General features: G+C 68.2%; 15 protein-coding genes. 14 read left to right on the top strand and 1 reads right to left on the bottom strand.

The features are described from left to right. Window positions 1-118 precede the first annotated feature (118 nt). The 9 genes from aceK (at window position 119) to bioB (ending at window position 10,176) form a co-directional block, all read left to right on the top strand. Complete coding sequence (aceK, locus tag U5809_RS29015; protein WP_322089037.1) at window positions 119-1,936, top strand: bifunctional isocitrate dehydrogenase kinase/phosphatase; 1,818 nt, start codon at window positions 119-121, stop codon at window positions 1,934-1,936. A 56-nt stretch (window positions 1,937-1,992) separates the two neighbouring features. Then, the gene (can, locus tag U5809_RS29010) at window positions 1,993-2,760 is read left to right on the top strand and encodes a carbonate dehydratase (protein WP_176049541.1); all 768 of its coding nucleotides are present in this window, start codon (window positions 1,993-1,995) and stop codon (window positions 2,758-2,760) included. A 102-nt stretch (window positions 2,761-2,862) separates the two neighbouring features. Then, window positions 2,863-3,540 (top strand): SDR family oxidoreductase, encoded by a 678-nt coding sequence (locus U5809_RS29005; protein WP_175847367.1) that lies wholly within the window; start codon window positions 2,863-2,865, stop codon window positions 3,538-3,540. 39 nt (window positions 3,541-3,579) lie between these two features. Continuing rightward, the gene (locus U5809_RS29000) at window positions 3,580-4,017 is read left to right on the top strand and encodes a YchJ family protein (RefSeq protein ID WP_282506082.1); all 438 of its coding nucleotides are present in this window, start codon (window positions 3,580-3,582) and stop codon (window positions 4,015-4,017) included. Window positions 4,018-4,123: 106 nt separating this feature from the next. Further along, window positions 4,124-5,398, top strand: a complete 1,275-nt coding sequence (locus tag U5809_RS28995) for a dienelactone hydrolase family protein (RefSeq protein ID WP_322089036.1) — start codon at window positions 4,124-4,126, stop codon at window positions 5,396-5,398. A gap of 470 nt (window positions 5,399-5,868) precedes the next feature. Beyond that, window positions 5,869-7,215, top strand: coding sequence for an adenosylmethionine--8-amino-7-oxononanoate transaminase (bioA, locus tag U5809_RS28990; protein WP_322089035.1), 1,347 nt, complete (start codon window positions 5,869-5,871; stop codon window positions 7,213-7,215). Continuing rightward, entirely contained in the window at window positions 7,212-8,396 is a 1,185-nt protein-coding gene (gene bioF / locus U5809_RS28985; RefSeq protein WP_322089034.1) for an 8-amino-7-oxononanoate synthase, read from the top strand. The genes bioA and bioF overlap by 4 nt, the downstream gene beginning before the upstream one ends. After that, a complete protein-coding gene (gene bioD, locus U5809_RS28980) occupies window positions 8,393-9,115 on the top strand; it encodes a dethiobiotin synthase (RefSeq protein WP_322089033.1) in 723 nt (240 codons plus the stop codon). The genes bioF and bioD overlap by 4 nt, the downstream gene beginning before the upstream one ends. A gap of 41 nt (window positions 9,116-9,156) precedes the next feature. Next, window positions 9,157-10,176, top strand: coding sequence for a biotin synthase BioB (bioB, locus tag U5809_RS28975; RefSeq protein WP_322089032.1), 1,020 nt, complete (start codon window positions 9,157-9,159; stop codon window positions 10,174-10,176). Between the two features lie 82 nt (window positions 10,177-10,258). On the opposite strand, the gene U5809_RS28970 is transcribed toward bioB, so the two are convergent. After that, window positions 10,259-11,176, bottom strand: a complete 918-nt coding sequence (locus U5809_RS28970; protein ID WP_176049534.1) for a LysR family transcriptional regulator — start codon at window positions 11,174-11,176, stop codon at window positions 10,259-10,261. 259 nt (window positions 11,177-11,435) lie between these two features. Between U5809_RS28970 and U5809_RS28965 the strand changes: the two genes are divergently transcribed. The 5 genes from U5809_RS28965 to U5809_RS28945 are packed head-to-tail and all read left to right on the top strand — an operon-like array spanning window position 11,436 to window position 15,802. Continuing rightward, complete coding sequence (locus tag U5809_RS28965) at window positions 11,436-12,218, top strand: 5-oxoprolinase subunit PxpA (protein WP_322089031.1); 783 nt, start codon at window positions 11,436-11,438, stop codon at window positions 12,216-12,218. Between the two features lie 22 nt (window positions 12,219-12,240). Further along, on the top strand, window positions 12,241-12,483 hold the full coding sequence (locus tag U5809_RS28960; RefSeq protein ID WP_129513097.1) for an acetyl-CoA carboxylase: 243 nt from the start codon (window positions 12,241-12,243) through the stop codon (window positions 12,481-12,483). Between the two features lie 4 nt (window positions 12,484-12,487). Continuing rightward, window positions 12,488-13,945: an acetyl-CoA carboxylase biotin carboxylase subunit gene (locus U5809_RS28955; RefSeq protein WP_322089030.1), complete on the top strand. Its 1,458-nt coding sequence runs from the start codon at window positions 12,488-12,490 to the stop codon at window positions 13,943-13,945. Then, entirely contained in the window at window positions 13,942-14,817 is an 876-nt protein-coding gene (locus tag U5809_RS28950) for a 5-oxoprolinase subunit B family protein (protein ID WP_176049531.1), read from the top strand. The genes U5809_RS28955 and U5809_RS28950 overlap by 4 nt, the downstream gene beginning before the upstream one ends. Beyond that, a complete protein-coding gene (locus U5809_RS28945; protein ID WP_322089029.1) occupies window positions 14,807-15,802 on the top strand; it encodes a biotin-dependent carboxyltransferase family protein in 996 nt (331 codons plus the stop codon). Before U5809_RS28950 ends, U5809_RS28945 begins: the two co-directional genes overlap by 11 nt. Window positions 15,803-15,908 lie beyond the last annotated feature (106 nt).

The raw sequence follows: 15,908 nt of genomic DNA, 5'->3' as shown, positions 1-15,908 counted from the left end.
CGGCGAACAACGCGCCGATTGACGGCCACCGGCGCGTCACCCCGAAAGTCATTGAAACGCCGACTTGGGCGCTAAAATGGCGAGTGCTTACAGCCCCTCCCGAACGAGCCTGCACGCAATGAATCACTTCCCCAAACTGCTGTCGTCGCAGATCGGTTTCGACGTCGCGCAGACGATGCTCGAATACTTCGATCGCCATTACCGGATCTTCCGCGAAGCGGCGGTCGAGGCGAAGACACTGTACGAGCATTGCGACTGGCACGGGCTGCAGCGGCTCGCGCGCGAGCGGATCACGTCGTACGACGATCGCGTGCAGGAATGCGTCGAGGTGCTGGAAGACGAATACGACGCGGAGAACATCGACGACGAAGTGTGGCAACAGATCAAGCTGCACTACATCGGCCTGCTCACGTCGCACCGCCAGCCCGAGTGCGCGGAGACCTTCTTCAATTCGGTGTGCTGCAAGATCCTGCACCGCTCGTACTTCAGCAACGATTTCATCTTCGTGCGCCCGGCGATCTCGACCGAGTATCTGGAGAACGACGAGCCGGCCGCGAAGCCGACCTACCGTGCGTACTATCCGGGCACCGACGGGCTCGCCGCCACGCTCGAGCGCATCGTCACGAACTTCCAGCTCGAGCCGGCGTTCGAGGATCTCCCGCGCGACATCGGCTGCGTGATGCAGGCGATCGACGACGAATTCGGCCGCTTCGACGAAGCGCCGAATTTCCAGATCCACGTGCTGTCGTCGCTGTTCTTCCGCAACAAGAGCGCGTACATCATCGGCCGCATCATCAATGCCGATCGCGTGCTGCCGTTCGCGGTGCCGATCCGCCACGTGCGGCCGGGCCTGCTCGCGCTCGACACGGTGCTGCTGCGCCGCGACCTGCTGCAGATCATCTTCAGCTTCTCGCACTCGTACTTCCTCGTCGACATGGGCGTGCCGTCGGCGTACGTCGACTTCCTGTGCACGATCATGCCGGGCAAGCCGAAGGCCGAGATCTACACGTCGGTCGGCCTGCAGAAGCAGGGCAAGAACCTGTTCTATCGCGACCTGCTGCACCACCTGTCGCATTCGAGCGACCGCTTCATCATCGCGCCCGGGATCAAGGGCCTCGTGATGCTCGTGTTCACGCTGCCGTCGTTCCCGTACGTGTTCAAGATCATCAAGGATTACTTCCCGCCGCCGAAGGAAACGACGCGCGCGCAGATCATGGAGAAGTACCAGCTCGTGAAACGCCACGACCGTCTCGGGCGGATGGCCGACACGCTCGAGTATTCGAGCGTCGCGCTGCCGCTCGCGCGCCTCGACCACGCGCTCGTGCGCGAGCTCGAGAAGGAAGTGCCGTCGCTGCTCGAGTACGAGGACGGCAATCTCGTGATCAAGCACCTGTACATCGAGCGCCGGATGACGCCGCTCAACCTGTACCTGCAGAACGGCAGCGACGCGGACGTCGAGCATGGCGTGAAGGAATACGGCAACGCGGTGAAGGAGCTGATGAAGGCGAACATCTTCCCCGGCGACATGCTGTACAAGAACTTCGGCGTCACGCGCCACGGCCGCGTCGTGTTCTACGACTACGACGAGATCGAGTACCTGACCGACTGCAACGTGCGCCGCGTGCCGCCGCCGCGCAACGAGGAAGACGAGCTGTCCGGCGAACCGTGGTATACCGTCGGCCCGCACGACATCTTTCCGGAGACCTACGGACCGTTCCTGCTCGGCGACCCGCGCGTGCGCGGCGTGTTCATGAAGCATCACGCGGACTTTTTCGATCCCGCGCTGTGGCAGGCGAGCAAGGACAAGCTGCTGCAGGGCGAATTGCCCGATTTCTACCCGTACGACGCATCGCTGCGCTTCAGCGTGCGCTACCCCGCGCGCTTCGGCGCGACGGACCAGAACGACGGCGAAGGCGACGCGCAGCGCGCTGCCTGACGCCGGTGACACCGAATCAGATACAGACCCGATTTCCGCCAACGGAAGCCACACCGATGAACACCCAAGACAATCCGCTTTCACATCTGTTCGACAACAACGAAGCCTGGGTCAAGCGCAAGCTCGAGGACGATCCGCAGTTCTTCGCGCGCCTCGCCGACCAGCAGGCGCCGGAATACCTGTGGATCGGCTGCTCGGATTCGCGCGTGCCCGCGAACCAGATCATCGGCCTGCCGCCGGGTGAAGTATTCGTGCACCGCAACATCGCGAACGTCGTGGTGCACAGCGACCTGAACTGCCTGTCGGTGATCCAGTTCGCGGTCGACATCCTGCGCGTGAAGCACATCATGGTCGTCGGCCACTACGGCTGCTCGGGCGTGAACGCGGCGCTGCTCAACCGCCGTGTCGGCCTCGCGGACAACTGGCTGCATCACGTACAGGACGTGCGCGAGCGCCACGCGGCGCTGCTCGACGACTGGCCGGTCGGCGAAGCGCGTTATCGCCGCCTGATCGAGCTGAACGCGATCGAGCAGGTCGTCAACGTGTGCCGCACGACGATCGTCAACGACGCATGGGCCCGCGGCCAGTCGCTCACCGTGCACGGGCTCGTGTACGGCGTGCACGACGGCCGGATGCGCAACCTCGGGATGGCCGTGTCGAACTTCGAAGCGCTCGACGAGACCTACAAGCGCTGCGTGGCCGCCCTCACCGCCGGCGGCGAACATGCGCCGGACAACGACATGATCGCGGCGGACGCCGCGCGGCTCGAAGGCGTCGCGCAGGCCGTCGCCGCCACGCTGAAGCCGTGCGACGACGCGAAGTAATGCGAAAGCCGGCGGGCGGCCGTCGCCATGCGGCCGCGACACGCATCGAACGGATCTGACACCGGCACCGCCAGGGCGGCGCCACGGAAAGGAGCGACGGGCATGAAAACCGTACTGATCGTCGGCGCATCGCGCGGCCTCGGCCGCGAATTCGTCCGGCAATACCGGCGCGACGGCTGGAACGTCATCGCGACCGCGCGCGACGAAGCCTCGCTCGACGCGCTGCGCGCGCTCGGTGCACAGGCGCATGCGCTCGACATCGCGCAGCCCGAGCAGATCGCGGCGCTCGGCTGGAAGCTCGATGGCGAACGGCTCGATGCGGCCGTGCTCGTGTCGGGCGTGTACGGGCCGCGCACCGAAGGCGTCGAGACGATCACCGCCGAGGATTTCGACGCGGTGATGCATACGAACGTGCGCGGGCCGATGCAGCTGCTGCCGATCCTGCTGCCGCTCGTCGAGGACGCACGCGGCGTGCTGGCCGTCGTGTCGAGCCGGATGGGCAGCATCGCCGAGGCGACCGGCACGACCGGCTGGCTGTACCGCGCGAGCAAGGCCGCGCTGAACGACGCGCTGCGCATCGCGTCGCTGCAGACGCGCCATGCCGCGTGCATCTCGCTGCATCCCGGCTGGGTGCGCACCGACATGGGCGGCGCGCAGGCCGCGATCGACCCGGAAACCAGCGTGACCGGCATGCGCCGCGTGATCGCCGAGTCCGGCTCGGACGTGTCGCAGGCCAATGGCCGCTTCTTCCAGTACGACGGCATCGAGCTGAGCTGGTGAGCCGAACCGACAACCGATCGTCGTTAATTCCCGTTTCGCATGATCTTGAACCGACCTGACGCGTGCCCGTGCGGCGGCGCGTCCCCCTCGCCCGCCGGCAAAGCGCCGACGCCGCGCTATGCGGCCTGCTGCGGCCGCTTCATCGACGGCGGCGAAACCGCGCCCACCGCGCTCGAGTTGATGCGTTCGCGGTACAGCGCGTACGTGCTCGGCGCGACCGACTACCTGCGCGCGACCTGGGCGGCGCGCACCTGCCCGCCCGATCTCGATACCGACCCCGAAGCACCCGACGCGCCGCGCTGGCTCGGCCTCGCGGTCAAACGCCATGCGCCGCTCGACGAACGCCACGCGGAGGTCGAATTCGTGGCCCGCTACAAGGTCGGCGGACGCGCTTACCGGCTCCACGAGACGAGCCGTTTCGAGCGCGACGAGCACGGTTTCTGGCGCTATGTCGACGGCGAAGTAAGTGAACGCTGACAAATAGTTGCTGTGTCAGACGCCGGGTAATTCCCGCATTGCACAACCCGATTTTGTCGGGCTACGATGACCTCGAATTGGTCATGTTGCATGGCAGGGCTTACGAATGGCGTTCAGCAAGGTATTGGTGGGATGGATGGCGGCCTGTGCGCTGTCGGCCGCTCAGGCCGGTACGCTGCCGAACGCAAATACGGGTGCGGGCACCAGCGGGTCGCTCGCCCATGCCGAGCGCTTCGATTACGGCGACTCGAACCTGCCGCAGGTCGCGGCCGACCTCAACGAACAGATTCTCCGCATCCCGGCCGATGCTTCGGGCTCCATCACGCTCGAGGCGACGCTCTTCAAGCCGGACGGCCCCGGCCCGTTCCCGCTCGTCGTCTTCAATCACGGCAAGAACACCGGCGATCTCCATCTGCAGCCGCGCAGCCGGCCGCTCGCGTTCGCGCGCGAATTCGTGCGTCGCGGCTATGCGGTGATCGCGCCGAACCGCCAGGGCTTCGCCGGCTCGGGCGGCACCTACCAGCAAGAAGGCTGCAACGTCGGCAAGAACGGCCTCGCGCAGGCGGCCGACGTCGACGCGACGGTACGCTACATGTCGCACCAGCCGTACGTCGATGCGTCGCGCATCGTCGTCGCCGGCACGTCGCACGGCGGCCTCGCATCGGTCGCGTACGGCACCGAAGCCGCACCGGGCGTGCGCGGCATCATCAATTTCTCCGGCGGGCTGCGCCAGGACCTGTGCGACGGCTGGCAGCGCAATCTCGTCGATGCGTTCGACCAGTACGGCGCGCACACGGCCGTGCGGTCGCTGTGGCTGTACGGCGACAACGATTCGGTCTGGACGCCCGCACTCGTCGCACAAATGCACGACGCGTACGTGTCGCACGGCACGCAGGCGCAGTTCATCGATTTCGGCCGCTACAAGGACGACGCGCACCGGCTGATCGTCGATCGCGACGGCGTGCCCGTGTGGTGGCCGGCCGTCAGCGCGTTCCTCGCGCAACTGAACCTGCCGACCTCGGTGCACTATGCGGTCGCAAATCCGCACGAACCGAAGGCCACCGGCTACGCGTCGATCGATGCGGTCAGCGCGGTGCCGTATGTCGACGAAGCCGGCCGCGAAGGCTATCGCCGCTTCCTGAACCAGCATCCGAGCCGCGCGTTCGCGGTGTCGTCCGAAGGCGCCTGGTCGTGGGCTGAAGGCGGCGACGATCCGATGGCACTCGCACTCGACAACTGCGCGAAGCAAGGCGCGGGCGCGTGCCGGCTGTACGCGGTCAACGACCGTGTGGTGTGGAACACGACGCAGACGGCCGACAACGGCGACGCCAGCACGCGCGACACCCGCGACACCGATATGCACGCACTGGCTTCGCGCTGACGCGCGGCGGGGCCTCCGCTGCGCCACTTTCCGTCCGATCCGGTTTCTTCTTCCACTTTTCTTCCGCTTGCGGCCACGCCACGCGCCGTCTCGCCTGCCGTTCCGGCCGCCCGTTTTCGCCCCTGATTCCGTAGACCATTCGGCCGCTGCCTTGCGGGTGTGACGTCACCCCGCACCACCGCGCCCGCCTTCGATCCCCGTTTTTCCCGGTCTTGCCGGCGCGCGGCCCGCGATTTTTTTCTGTCAGGGGGGCTCACTCGAACGTCGTCAACTACGGTCATTTCCCCGCATCCGCCGCGTTCGGTTCCGAGCACCCCCGAACTGCACCGAACTCCCGTCCAGCAAGGCTTCGCGGGGTTTGTAACCGCTAGTGCAACGTCCCGCGGAACACGCTAATCTCAGCGCGTTTCGTGTCCCGCCGCGCGGCATCCCTTCGATGCCGCGCGGTCGTTTTACCCCCCGGAGTCGCCTTGAGTACGCCAGCCACCGACGACTGGGTCGCGCGCAGCCTGCGCGCGGTCTGGCATCCCTGCACCCAGATGAAGCATCACGAGCGCCTGCCGCTCGTCCCCGTCGCGCGCGGCGCGGGCGTGTGGCTGTACGACCGTGACGGCCGCCGCTACTTCGACGCGATCAGCTCGTGGTGGGTCAACCTGTTCGGCCATGCGAACCCGGACATCAATGCGGCGCTGAAGGACCAGCTCGACACGCTCGAGCACGCGATGCTCGCCGGCTGCACGCACGAGCCCGCGATCGAGCTCGCCGAGCGGCTGCACGCACTCACCGCGCGCACGCTCGGCCACGCGTTCTTCGCATCGGACGGCGCGTCGGCCGTCGAGATCGCGCTGAAGATGAGCTTCCACGCGTGGCGCAACCGCGGCCGCGCGAACAAGCAGGAATTCGTCTGCGTCGCGAACAGCTATCACGGCGAGACGATCGGCGCGCTCGGCGTGACCGACGTCGCGCTGTTCAAGGATGCGTACGACCCGCTGATCCGCCACGCGCACGTCGTCGCGTCGCCCGATGCGCGCGGCGCGCTGCCGGGCGAGACGGCCGCCGACGTCGCGGGCCGCGCGCTCGAGGATGTGCGGCGCCTGTTCATCGAACGCGGCGACCGGATCGCCGCGCTGATCGTCGAGCCGCTCGTGCAGTGCGCGGCCGGCATGGCGATGCACGATCCGTCGTACGTGCGCGGGCTGCGCGCGCTGTGCGACGAATTCGGCGTGCACCTGATCGCCGACGAGATCGCGGTCGGCTGCGGCCGCACGGGCACCTTCTTCGCGTGCGAGCAGGCCGGCGTCTGGCCCGATTTCATGTGCCTGTCGAAAGGCATCAGCGGCGGCTACCTGCCGCTGTCGCTCGTGCTCACGCGCGACGACGTGTACGCGGCGTTCTACGACGACGACACGACGCGCGGCTTCCTGCACTCGCATTCGTACACGGGCAACCCGCTCGCGTGCCGCGCGGCGGTCGCGACGCTCGACCTGTTCGCGCGCGACGACGTGCTCGCGAGCAACGCGCGCAAATCGGCAACGATGCGCGCCGCGCTTGGCTCCCTCGATGCGCATCCACAGGTGCGCCACCTGCGCGAACGCGGCACGCTGTTCGCATTCGACGTCGCACTCGACAGCGACGCGGCACGCGGCTTCTCGCGGCGCTTCTTCGAACGCGCGCTGGAGCGCGAGCTGCTGCTGCGCCCGATCGGCACGACCGTGTACCTGATGCCGCCGTACGTGATGAGCGACGACGACATCGCATGGCTCGCGCAGCGCACGCGCGACACGCTCGACGCCACGCTGGAGGAAATCGGCCGATGAGCCTGCTCGACACCCTGCAACGCGGCCTCGCCGATCTCGACGCCCAGGGACTGCGCCGCGTGCGCCGCATCGCCGACACCGCGTGCGACGCACGCATGACCGTGAACGGCCGCGAGATCATCGGCTTCGCCAGCAACGACTACCTCGGCCTCGCCGCGCATCCGGCGCTCGTCGCCGCCTTCGCCGAAGGCGCGCAGCGCTACGGCTCCGGCAGCGGCGGCTCGCACCTGCTCGGCGGCCATTCGCGCGCGCACGCCACGCTCGAGGACGAACTCGCGGGCTTCGCGGGCGGCTTCTCCGATGCCCCGCGCGCGCTGTACTTCAGCACCGGCTACATGGCGAACCTCGCCGCAATGACGGCGCTCGCCGGCAAAGGCGCGACGATCTTCTCCGACGCGCTGAACCACGCGTCGCTGATCGACGGCATGCGCCTGTCGCGCGCGAACGTGCAGGTCTATCCGCACGCGGATACGGCCGCGCTCGCCGCGCTGCTCGACGCATCGGACGCCGAAACGAAACTGATCGTCAGCGACACCGTGTTCAGCATGGATGGCGATGTCGCGCCGCTCGCCGAGCTCGTCGCACTGGCCGAACGCCACGGTGCGTGGCTCGTCGTCGACGATGCGCACGGCTTCGGCGTGCTCGGCCCGCAGGGCCGCGGCGCGCTCGCGGCCGCCACGCTGCGTTCGCCGAATCTCGTGTACGTCGGCACGCTCGGCAAGGCGGCCGGCGTCGCGGGTGCATTCGTGATCGCGCATGAAACCGTGATCGAATGGCTGATCCAGCGCGCGCGCAGCTACATCTTCACGACGGCCGCACCGCCAGCCGTCGCGCATGCGGTGTCAGCAAGCCTGAAGGTGATCGCCGGCGACGAAGGCGACGCGCGCCGCACGCATCTCGCCGCGCTGATCGAGCGCACGCGCGCGCTGCTGCGCAACACGCGCTGGCAGCCGGTCGATTCGCACACGGCCGTGCAGCCGCTCGTGATCGGCAGCAACGACGCAACGCTCACGGCGATGCGCGCGCTCGACGCGCACGGCCTGTGGGTGCCCGCGATCCGGCCGCCGACGGTGCCCGCCGGCACGTCGCGGCTGCGCGTGTCGCTGTCGGCCGCGCATTCGTTCGACGATCTCGCACGGCTCGAAGCCGCATTGATCGAAGCCAGCGAGGCCGCAGCATGAACGCCGCCCCGCTCTCCCTGTTCGTCACCGGCACCGACACCGAAATCGGCAAGACCTTCGTCTCGGCCGCGATGCTGCACGGCTTCGCGCGGCACGGCCTGCGCGCGGCCGCGCTGAAACCCGTCGCGGCCGGCGCGTACGAACGCGACGGCGTCTGGCGCAACGAGGACGCCGACCAGCTCGACGCGGCCGCGAACGTCGTGCTGCCGCCGGAGCTGCGCACACCGTTCCTGCTGAAGGCACCGGCCGCGCCGCATATCGTCGCCGCGCGGGAAGGCGTGACGCTCGACATCGACACGATCGTCAGGTGCCATCGTGAAGCGCTGACGCGCGCGGATATCGTCGTCGTCGAAGGCGCCGGCGGCTTGCGCGTACCGATGAACGACACGCAGGACATGGCCGATCTCGCGGTCGCGCTCGGCCTGCCGGTCGTGCTCGTGGTCGGCGTGCGGCTCGGCTGCATCAACCACGCGCTGCTCACCGCCGACGCGATTCGCCAACGCGGCCTCACGCTCGCGGGCTGGGTCGCGAACCACGTCGACCCGGCCATGTCGTTCCCCGACGAGAACGTCGCGACGATGCGCGACTGGCTCGCGCGCGAGCACGGCGCGCCGCTGCTCGGCCGCATTCCGCACATGAGCCCGGCCACCCCCGAATCCGCAGCGGCGATGCTCGACATCGCCGCGCTCGTCGAAACGCTGCGCGCTGCGCAGCATTGACCCAACCGACCCCCCAATCCCGCCCAGGACAGGAAACCGAAATGACCCAAGCCCAGACCGCCGCCGTGCAACCCGACGCGATTCCCGTGGCTGCACCGGCCTCGCAGCGCTGGCGCGTCGCCGACGTCGTCGCGCTGTTCGCACTGCCGTTCAACGACCTGCTGTTCCGCGCGCAGCAGGTGCATCGCGAGCACTTCGACGCGAACGCGGTGCAGCTGTCGACGCTGCTGTCGATCAAGACGGGCGGCTGCGAGGAAGATTGCGGCTACTGCTCGCAGTCGTCGCATCACGACACGGGCCTGAAGGCCGAGAAGCTGATGGACGTCGACGCGGTGCTCGACGCCGCGCGCGCGGCGAAGGCGAACGGCGCGAGCCGCTTCTGCATGGGCGCCGCGTGGCGCAACCCGAAGGAGCGTCACATGCCGGCGCTGACCGAGATGGTGCGCGGCGTGAAGGAACTCGGCCTCGAAACCTGCATGACGCTCGGCATGCTCGAGGACGAACAAGCGCAGCAGCTCGCGACCGCGGGCCTCGACTACTACAACCACAACCTCGACACGTCGCCGGAGTTCTACGGCCAGGTGATCTCGACGCGTACGTACCAGGACCGCCTCGACACGCTCGACCGCGTGCGTGACGCCGGCATCAACGTGTGCTGCGGCGGCATCATCGGGATGGGCGAATCGCGCCGCGAACGCGCGGGCCTGATCTCGCAGCTCGCGAACCTGAACCCGTATCCGGATTCGGTGCCGATCAACAACCTCGTCGCGATCGAAGGCACGCCGCTCGAAGGCACCGCGCCGCTCGACCCGTTCGAGTTCGTGCGCACGATCGCCGTTGCGCGCATCACGATGCCGAAGGCCGTCGTGCGCCTGTCGGCCGGCCGCGAGCAGCTCGACGACGGGCTGCAGGCGATGTGCTTCCTCGCCGGCGCGAACTCGATGTTCTACGGCGACCAGCTGCTGACGACCAGCAACCCGCAATCGCAGAAGGATCGCGCGCTGTTCGAACGCCTCGGCATCCGCGCGAGCGACGCGGACGCGATGTCGGCCAGCGCGTAAGCGCAACGCACGGCGGATTCGTCCGCCACACAACAAAGCCGGGATGCGTCCCGGCTTTTTTTCATGCGGATTCGCCGCGCATTCAGGTCGCGCCGCCCAGCGCGCGCGGCTCCATGAACGTGTGCCGGAAATAGTCGCGCACCGCATGCATCGCGGGGCTCAACTCGATGTTCTTGCGCCACGCGAGGCCGACGCTCATCGGCGGCACCGGGTCGCGCAGCACGATCGTCTCGATACGCCGCCCTTCGAGCGACCACGGGCGATACACCATGTCGGACAGGATCGCGACGCCGCTGCCGTTCGCGACCATGCTGCGCACGGCCTCGACCGACGACGTGCGCAGGATCACGTTCGGCCGGTACGGCGTCTCGTTCCAGTAGCGCAGCGCCGTCTGTCCGGCCTCGTCGACCGTCAGCATCACGAACGGCTCGTGTGCGACCTCCGCGAACGTGACGCTCTCGCGCCTGAGCAGCGGATGATGCGCGCCGACCCACAGCCGGCGCACCGAATGGATCACCGGCTCCAGCACGAGCTCGGGATTCGACACGTTCGACGTGAGCAGCACGGCCATGTCGTAGCGGCCGGCGATCAGCCCTTCCTCGATCGACTCGCGGTTCAGTTCATGCAGATGGATCGTCAGGCGCGGATAGAGCGTCTTCAACCGCAACACGTGATGCGGCAGGAAGTAGCCGAGCACCGTGTAGCTCGCGGCGATCGCGAGCGTGCCGGTCAGCGTGCTTTCGAGGTTCGGGATCCGCATCGCCTCGTCGACCGACGACAGGATCGTGTACGCATGATTGAGAAAGCGCCGCCCGGTATCCGTGAGCGTCACGCCCGCCGACGTGCGCAGGAACAGCTGCGTGCCGAGGCTGTCCTCCAGCTCCTTGATGGCGCTCGTCACGGCCGACTGCGAGATCGTGAGCTGGATCGCGGCCTGCGAGATCTGTCCGAGCTCGGCGGTCGCGACGAAGTACTTGAGCTGTCTGAGAGTCAGGGCCATGTCCGGTGGAAAACTGATGGGCACACGGCAAACATCATATCAACCGCCCCGCCGGCGGCAATCGGTGGCCGCCCGACCCGCGCGCACCGGCCTGTGGCGGCGCTGCGCGGCCGATTCGCACAGTATCTGAAAAATCGATACGGTCGCATATAAAAATAGAACTATTTTGACGCACCCCGCACGGCTAACCTGCGTTCAACACGGTTTCGGCCCGCGCCCCGGCGCAAACGAGACCGGAGAACCTGGAGGAACGAACCGTATGAGGAAGCACAGTGTCGACCTGAATTCCGACATGGGCGAAGGTTTCGGCCCGTGGACGATCGGCGACGGCGTCGACGAGCAGATCATGCCGCTCATCAGCTCGGCGAACATCGCCACCGGTTTTCATGCCGGCGATCCGAACATCATGGCGCGCACGGTGCAGCTCGCGCGCGACGCCGGCGTCGGGATCGGCGCGCATCCGGGCTTTCGCGATCTGGTCGGCTTCGGCCGCCGCGCGATCGCCGAAACGCCGCAGGCGCTCGTCCACGACATCCTGTACCAGCTCGGCGCGCTGCGCGAGTTCGCGCGCCTGAACGGCGTGAGCCTGCAGCACGTCAAGCCGCACGGCGCGCTCTACATGCATGCGGCATCCAACGAAGCGTTCTCGCGGCTGCTGATCGAGACACTGCAGCGCGTCGACCCCGGCCTGTGGCTCTACTGCATGGAAGCATCGGTCACCTATCGCGTGGCAATGGAGTACGAACAGCCGGTGATCCGCGAGTTCTACGCCGACCGCGACTACGACCGCAGCGGCTCGATCGTGTTCACGCGCCGCGTCGGCCGCCTCGACCCGCAGCAGATAGCCGACAAGGTGCTGCGCGCGTGCATCGACGGCAAGGTGCGCACGATCGACGGCGACGACATCGACATCGATTTCGATTCGGTCTGCATCCACAGCGACACGCCGGGCGCGCTCGATCTCGTCCGCGCGACGCGCGATGCGCTGGTCCGCGAAGGCATCCGGACCGCGGGCCCGCGACCGCTCGCCGCCCATCACTGAACCCGATTCAAGGAGACGCCAGATGGCATTGCACGATATCGTCAGCCCGTTGCCGGGCACGTTCTACCGGCGCCCGTCGCCCGATGCGGCCTACTACGTCGCGGTCGATGCGACGGTCGCCGCGGGCGCCGTGGTCGGCCTCGTCGAAGTGATGAAGCAGTTCACCGAGATCGAAGCCGACGCGGCCGGCCGCGTCGTCGAGCTGCTCGTCGAAGACGGCGAACCGGTCGACGCGGGCCAGGTACTGATGCGGATCGAGGGGTGACGCGATGAAGCCGGCAACCTCCCCCGACACGTTCTATCGCCCGTCGCGGATCAAGACCGTGCTGGTCGCGAATCGCGGCGAGATCGCGGTGCGCGTGATCCGCGCGGCGCGCGAACTCGGCATGCGCGCGGTCGCCGTGGTCAGCGACGCCGACCGCGACAGCCTCGCCGCGCGCATGGCCGACGAGGCGATCCACATCGGCTCGTCGCATGCGGCGAAAAGCTATCTGAATCCTGCCGCGATCCTCGACGCCGCGCGGCAATGCGGCGCGGACGCGATCCATCCCGGCTACGGCTTCCTGTCCGAAAATGCCGCGTTCGCCGCGCAGGTCGAGGCGGCCGGGCTGATCTTCGTCGGGCCGGACTCGCGGGTCATCGCGACGATGGGCGACAAGGCGCGCGCCCGTGACACCGCGCGGCGTGCGAACGTGCCGACGGTGCCCGGCAGCGACGGCGTCGTGCAGTCGCTCGACGAGGCTCGCGCAGTCGCCGCGCGCATCGGCTATCCGATCATGATCAAGGCGGCCGCGGGCGGCGGCGGGCGCGGCATCCGCGTCGCGCACGACGCCGCGCAGCTCGACGCCGAGCTGCCGCTCGCGCAGCGCGAGGCGCAGGCCGCGTTCGGCGACGGCGGCGTCTATCTCGAACGCTTCATCGCGCGCGCCCGGCACATCGAGGTGCAGGTGCTCGGCGACGGCCGCAACGTCGTCCATCTGTTCGAGCGCGAATGTTCGCTGCAGCGCCGCCGCCAGAAGATTCTCGAGGAAGCGCCGTCGCCGTCGCTCACGCCGGCGCAGCGCGACGCGCTGTGCACGTCGGCCACGCGCCTCGCGCGCGAAGTCGGCTACCGCAGCGCGGGCACGCTCGAATACCTGTTCGACGACGCGCGCGGCGAGTTCTACTTCATCGAGATGAACACGCGCATCCAGGTCGAGCATCCGGTGACCGAGGCGATCACCGGCATCGATCTCGTGCGCGAGACGCTGCGCATCGCCGACGGCGAACCGCTGCGGTTCGCGCAGCCGGACATCGCGATGCGCGGTGCGGCGCTCGAATGCCGGATCAACGCGGAAGATCCGCTGCAGGATTTCCGCCCGAATCCCGGCCGGATCGACGAGCTGGTGTGGCCGACCGGCCCCGGTGTGCGCGTCGATTCGCTGCTCTATCCGGGTTACGTCGTGCCGCCGTTCTACGATTCGCTGCTCGCGAAGCTGATCGTGCACGACGAGAGCCGCGCCGCCGCGCTGCGGCGCCTGTCGCGCGCGCTCGGCGAGCTGCACGTCGGCGGCCTGAAGACCACCGCGCCGCTGCACGCCGCGCTGCTCGCGGACGATGACGTGCGCGCGGGCCGCTATCACACGAATTTTCTCGAAGCATGGATGCCGCAATGGCGCGAGGCCGCGACGGCCGCCGCCCGGCAGCCCGAAACCGCGGACGCCGCGCGCGTCGGGGAGGCCCTGTGACGACCCGTTATACGTTCGGCGGCGACGAATTCGTGTTCGTCGAGATCAGCGAGGCGATGTCGCTCGACGCCTTCTTCAAGGGCACGGCGATCACGCGCGAGCTGCAGCGGCGCGCGGTGCCGGGCATCACCGAAATCTGCCCGGCGAACGCGTCCTACCAGGTGCGCTACGACCCGGACGTGATCGAGCCCGACGCGCTCGTCGCACTGCTGAAGACGATCGAGGCCGAGGTCGGCGACGCGCCGCTCGAACTCGACACGCGCATCGTCGAGGTGCCGGTGCTCTACAACGACCCGTGGACACACGAGACGCTGATGCGGTTTCGCGAGCGTCACCAGGACCCGTCGTCGACCGATCTCGAATATGCGGCGCGGATCAACGGCAAGCGCGACATCGACGACTTCATCGCCGCGCACTCTGGTTCGCCGTGGTTCGTGTCGATGGTCGGCTTCGTCGCGGGCCTGCCGTTCATGTACCAGATGGTCGAGCGCGAACGCCAGCTCGAAGTGCCGAAATACCTGCGCCCGCGCACCGACACGCCGAAGCTGACGGTCGGCCACGGCGGCTGCTTCGGCTGCATCTATTCGGTACGCGGTGCGGGCGGCTACCAGATGTTCGGCGTGACGCCGGCGCCGATCTTCGATCCCGCGCAGCAGCTCGACTACCTGCGCGATTTCATGGTGTTCTTCCGGCCCGGCGACATCGTGAAGTTCCAGCCCATCGATCGCGACGCCTATGACGCCGCGGTGGCGGCCGTCGAAGCGGGCACGTTCTCGCTGCGCGTGCGCCCCGTGAAATTCTCGCTCGACGCGTTCCTGCGCGATCCCGATGCGGTCAACCGTTCTCTCGTCGAGGTGCTGCATGCCAGCTGACGCGCACAACCTGATCGAGGTCATCAAGCCCGGCCTCGCGACGTCGGTCCAGGATACGGGCCGGCAAGGCTACTACCACGTCGGCATCCCGCCGTCGGGCTCGCTCGACCAGTACGCGTCGCGCGCGGCGAACCTGCTGGTCGGCAATCCCGAACAGGCGGCCGTGCTCGAATGCACGCTGCTCGGCCCGGAGCTGCTGTTCCATACGGACGCACTCATCGCCGTCACGGGCGCCGAGATGACGCCGAAGATCGACGGCGTCGGGCAGTGCTGCAACATCGCGCTGCGCATCCGTGCGGGCAGCGTGCTGTCGTTCAGCTACGTGAAGGGCGGTGCACGGGCCTACGTGGCCGTCGCGGGCGGCATCGACGTGCCGGTCGTGCTCGGCAGCCGCTCGACCTACACACTCGGCGCGATCGGCGGCCACGCAGGCCGGCGCCTGCAGAAGGGCGACCGGCTGCCGATCGGCGCCGCGCGCGGCATGCATCGCGAAGGGCGCGAGCTGCCGGCGGCTGTCGTCCGGCCGCTCGACAGCCAGGTCGAACTGCGCGTGCTGACGGGCCTGTACCACTACCGGCTCACCGACGCATCGGCACACACGTTCTTCGACGACGAATGGACGGTCGCGCCCGAAGCCGACCGCATCGGCTACCGCTACAAGAACGGGCGAGCGCTGCAGTTCCGGCCGCGCGAACAGCCGTTCGGTGCGGGCGCCGATCCGTCGAACATCGTCGACGCGTGTTACCCGATCGGCTCGATCCAGGTGCCGGCCGGGCTCGAGCCGATCATCCTGCATCGCGACGCGGTGTCGGGCGGCGGCTACGCGACGATCGGCACCGTCATCAGCGCCGACATGGACCTGATCGGCCAGATGCAGCCGAACCATCGCGCGCGCTTCGTGCGCGTGACGATGGCCGATGCGCTCGCGGCGCGCCGCGAGTACCAGCGTCGCCTCGCGCTGCTGCGCGCCGTGCTGCAGGACTGAGCGCCGGACGCCCGGCCACCGTGCCGGGCGCCGTTCGCGCCCGCCGCTTTCATCCTTCGCTTTCGTTTCCCGCCCGTGCGGCCGCGCGCGGCGCGGCGGGGACGCT

Source organism: Burkholderia sp. BCC1999 (assembly GCF_905339975.1).
In the GTDB taxonomy this organism is placed as follows: Bacteria; Pseudomonadota; Gammaproteobacteria; order Burkholderiales; family Burkholderiaceae; genus Burkholderia.
Note: the sequence above shows the minus strand (reverse complement) of the source record. Positions and strands in the feature narration are given on the sequence as shown.

Bases quoted from the DNA above. Each gene is read 5' to 3' on its own strand.
- aceK (WP_322089037.1), top strand. From the start codon at position 119: ATGAATCACTTCCCCAAACTGCTGTCGTCGCAGATCGGTTTCGACGTC.
- can (WP_176049541.1), top strand. From the start codon at position 1,993: ATGAACACCCAAGACAATCCGCTTTCACATCTGTTCGACAACAACGAA.
- U5809_RS29005 (WP_175847367.1), top strand. From the start codon at position 2,863: ATGAAAACCGTACTGATCGTCGGCGCATCGCGCGGCCTCGGCCGCGAA.
- U5809_RS29000 (WP_282506082.1), top strand. From the start codon at position 3,580: ATGATCTTGAACCGACCTGACGCGTGCCCGTGCGGCGGCGCGTCCCCC.
- U5809_RS28995 (WP_322089036.1), top strand. From the start codon at position 4,124: ATGGCGTTCAGCAAGGTATTGGTGGGATGGATGGCGGCCTGTGCGCTG.
- bioF (WP_322089034.1), top strand. From the start codon at position 7,212: ATGAGCCTGCTCGACACCCTGCAACGCGGCCTCGCCGATCTCGACGCC.
- bioD (WP_322089033.1), top strand. From the start codon at position 8,393: ATGAACGCCGCCCCGCTCTCCCTGTTCGTCACCGGCACCGACACCGAA.
- bioB (WP_322089032.1), top strand. From the start codon at position 9,157: ATGACCCAAGCCCAGACCGCCGCCGTGCAACCCGACGCGATTCCCGTG.
- U5809_RS28970 (WP_176049534.1), bottom strand. From the start codon at position 11,176: ATGGCCCTGACTCTCAGACAGCTCAAGTACTTCGTCGCGACCGCCGAG.
- U5809_RS28965 (WP_322089031.1), top strand. From the start codon at position 11,436: ATGAGGAAGCACAGTGTCGACCTGAATTCCGACATGGGCGAAGGTTTC.
- U5809_RS28960 (WP_129513097.1), top strand. From the start codon at position 12,241: ATGGCATTGCACGATATCGTCAGCCCGTTGCCGGGCACGTTCTACCGG.
- U5809_RS28955 (WP_322089030.1), top strand. From the start codon at position 12,488: ATGAAGCCGGCAACCTCCCCCGACACGTTCTATCGCCCGTCGCGGATC.
- U5809_RS28945 (WP_322089029.1), top strand. From the start codon at position 14,807: ATGCCAGCTGACGCGCACAACCTGATCGAGGTCATCAAGCCCGGCCTC.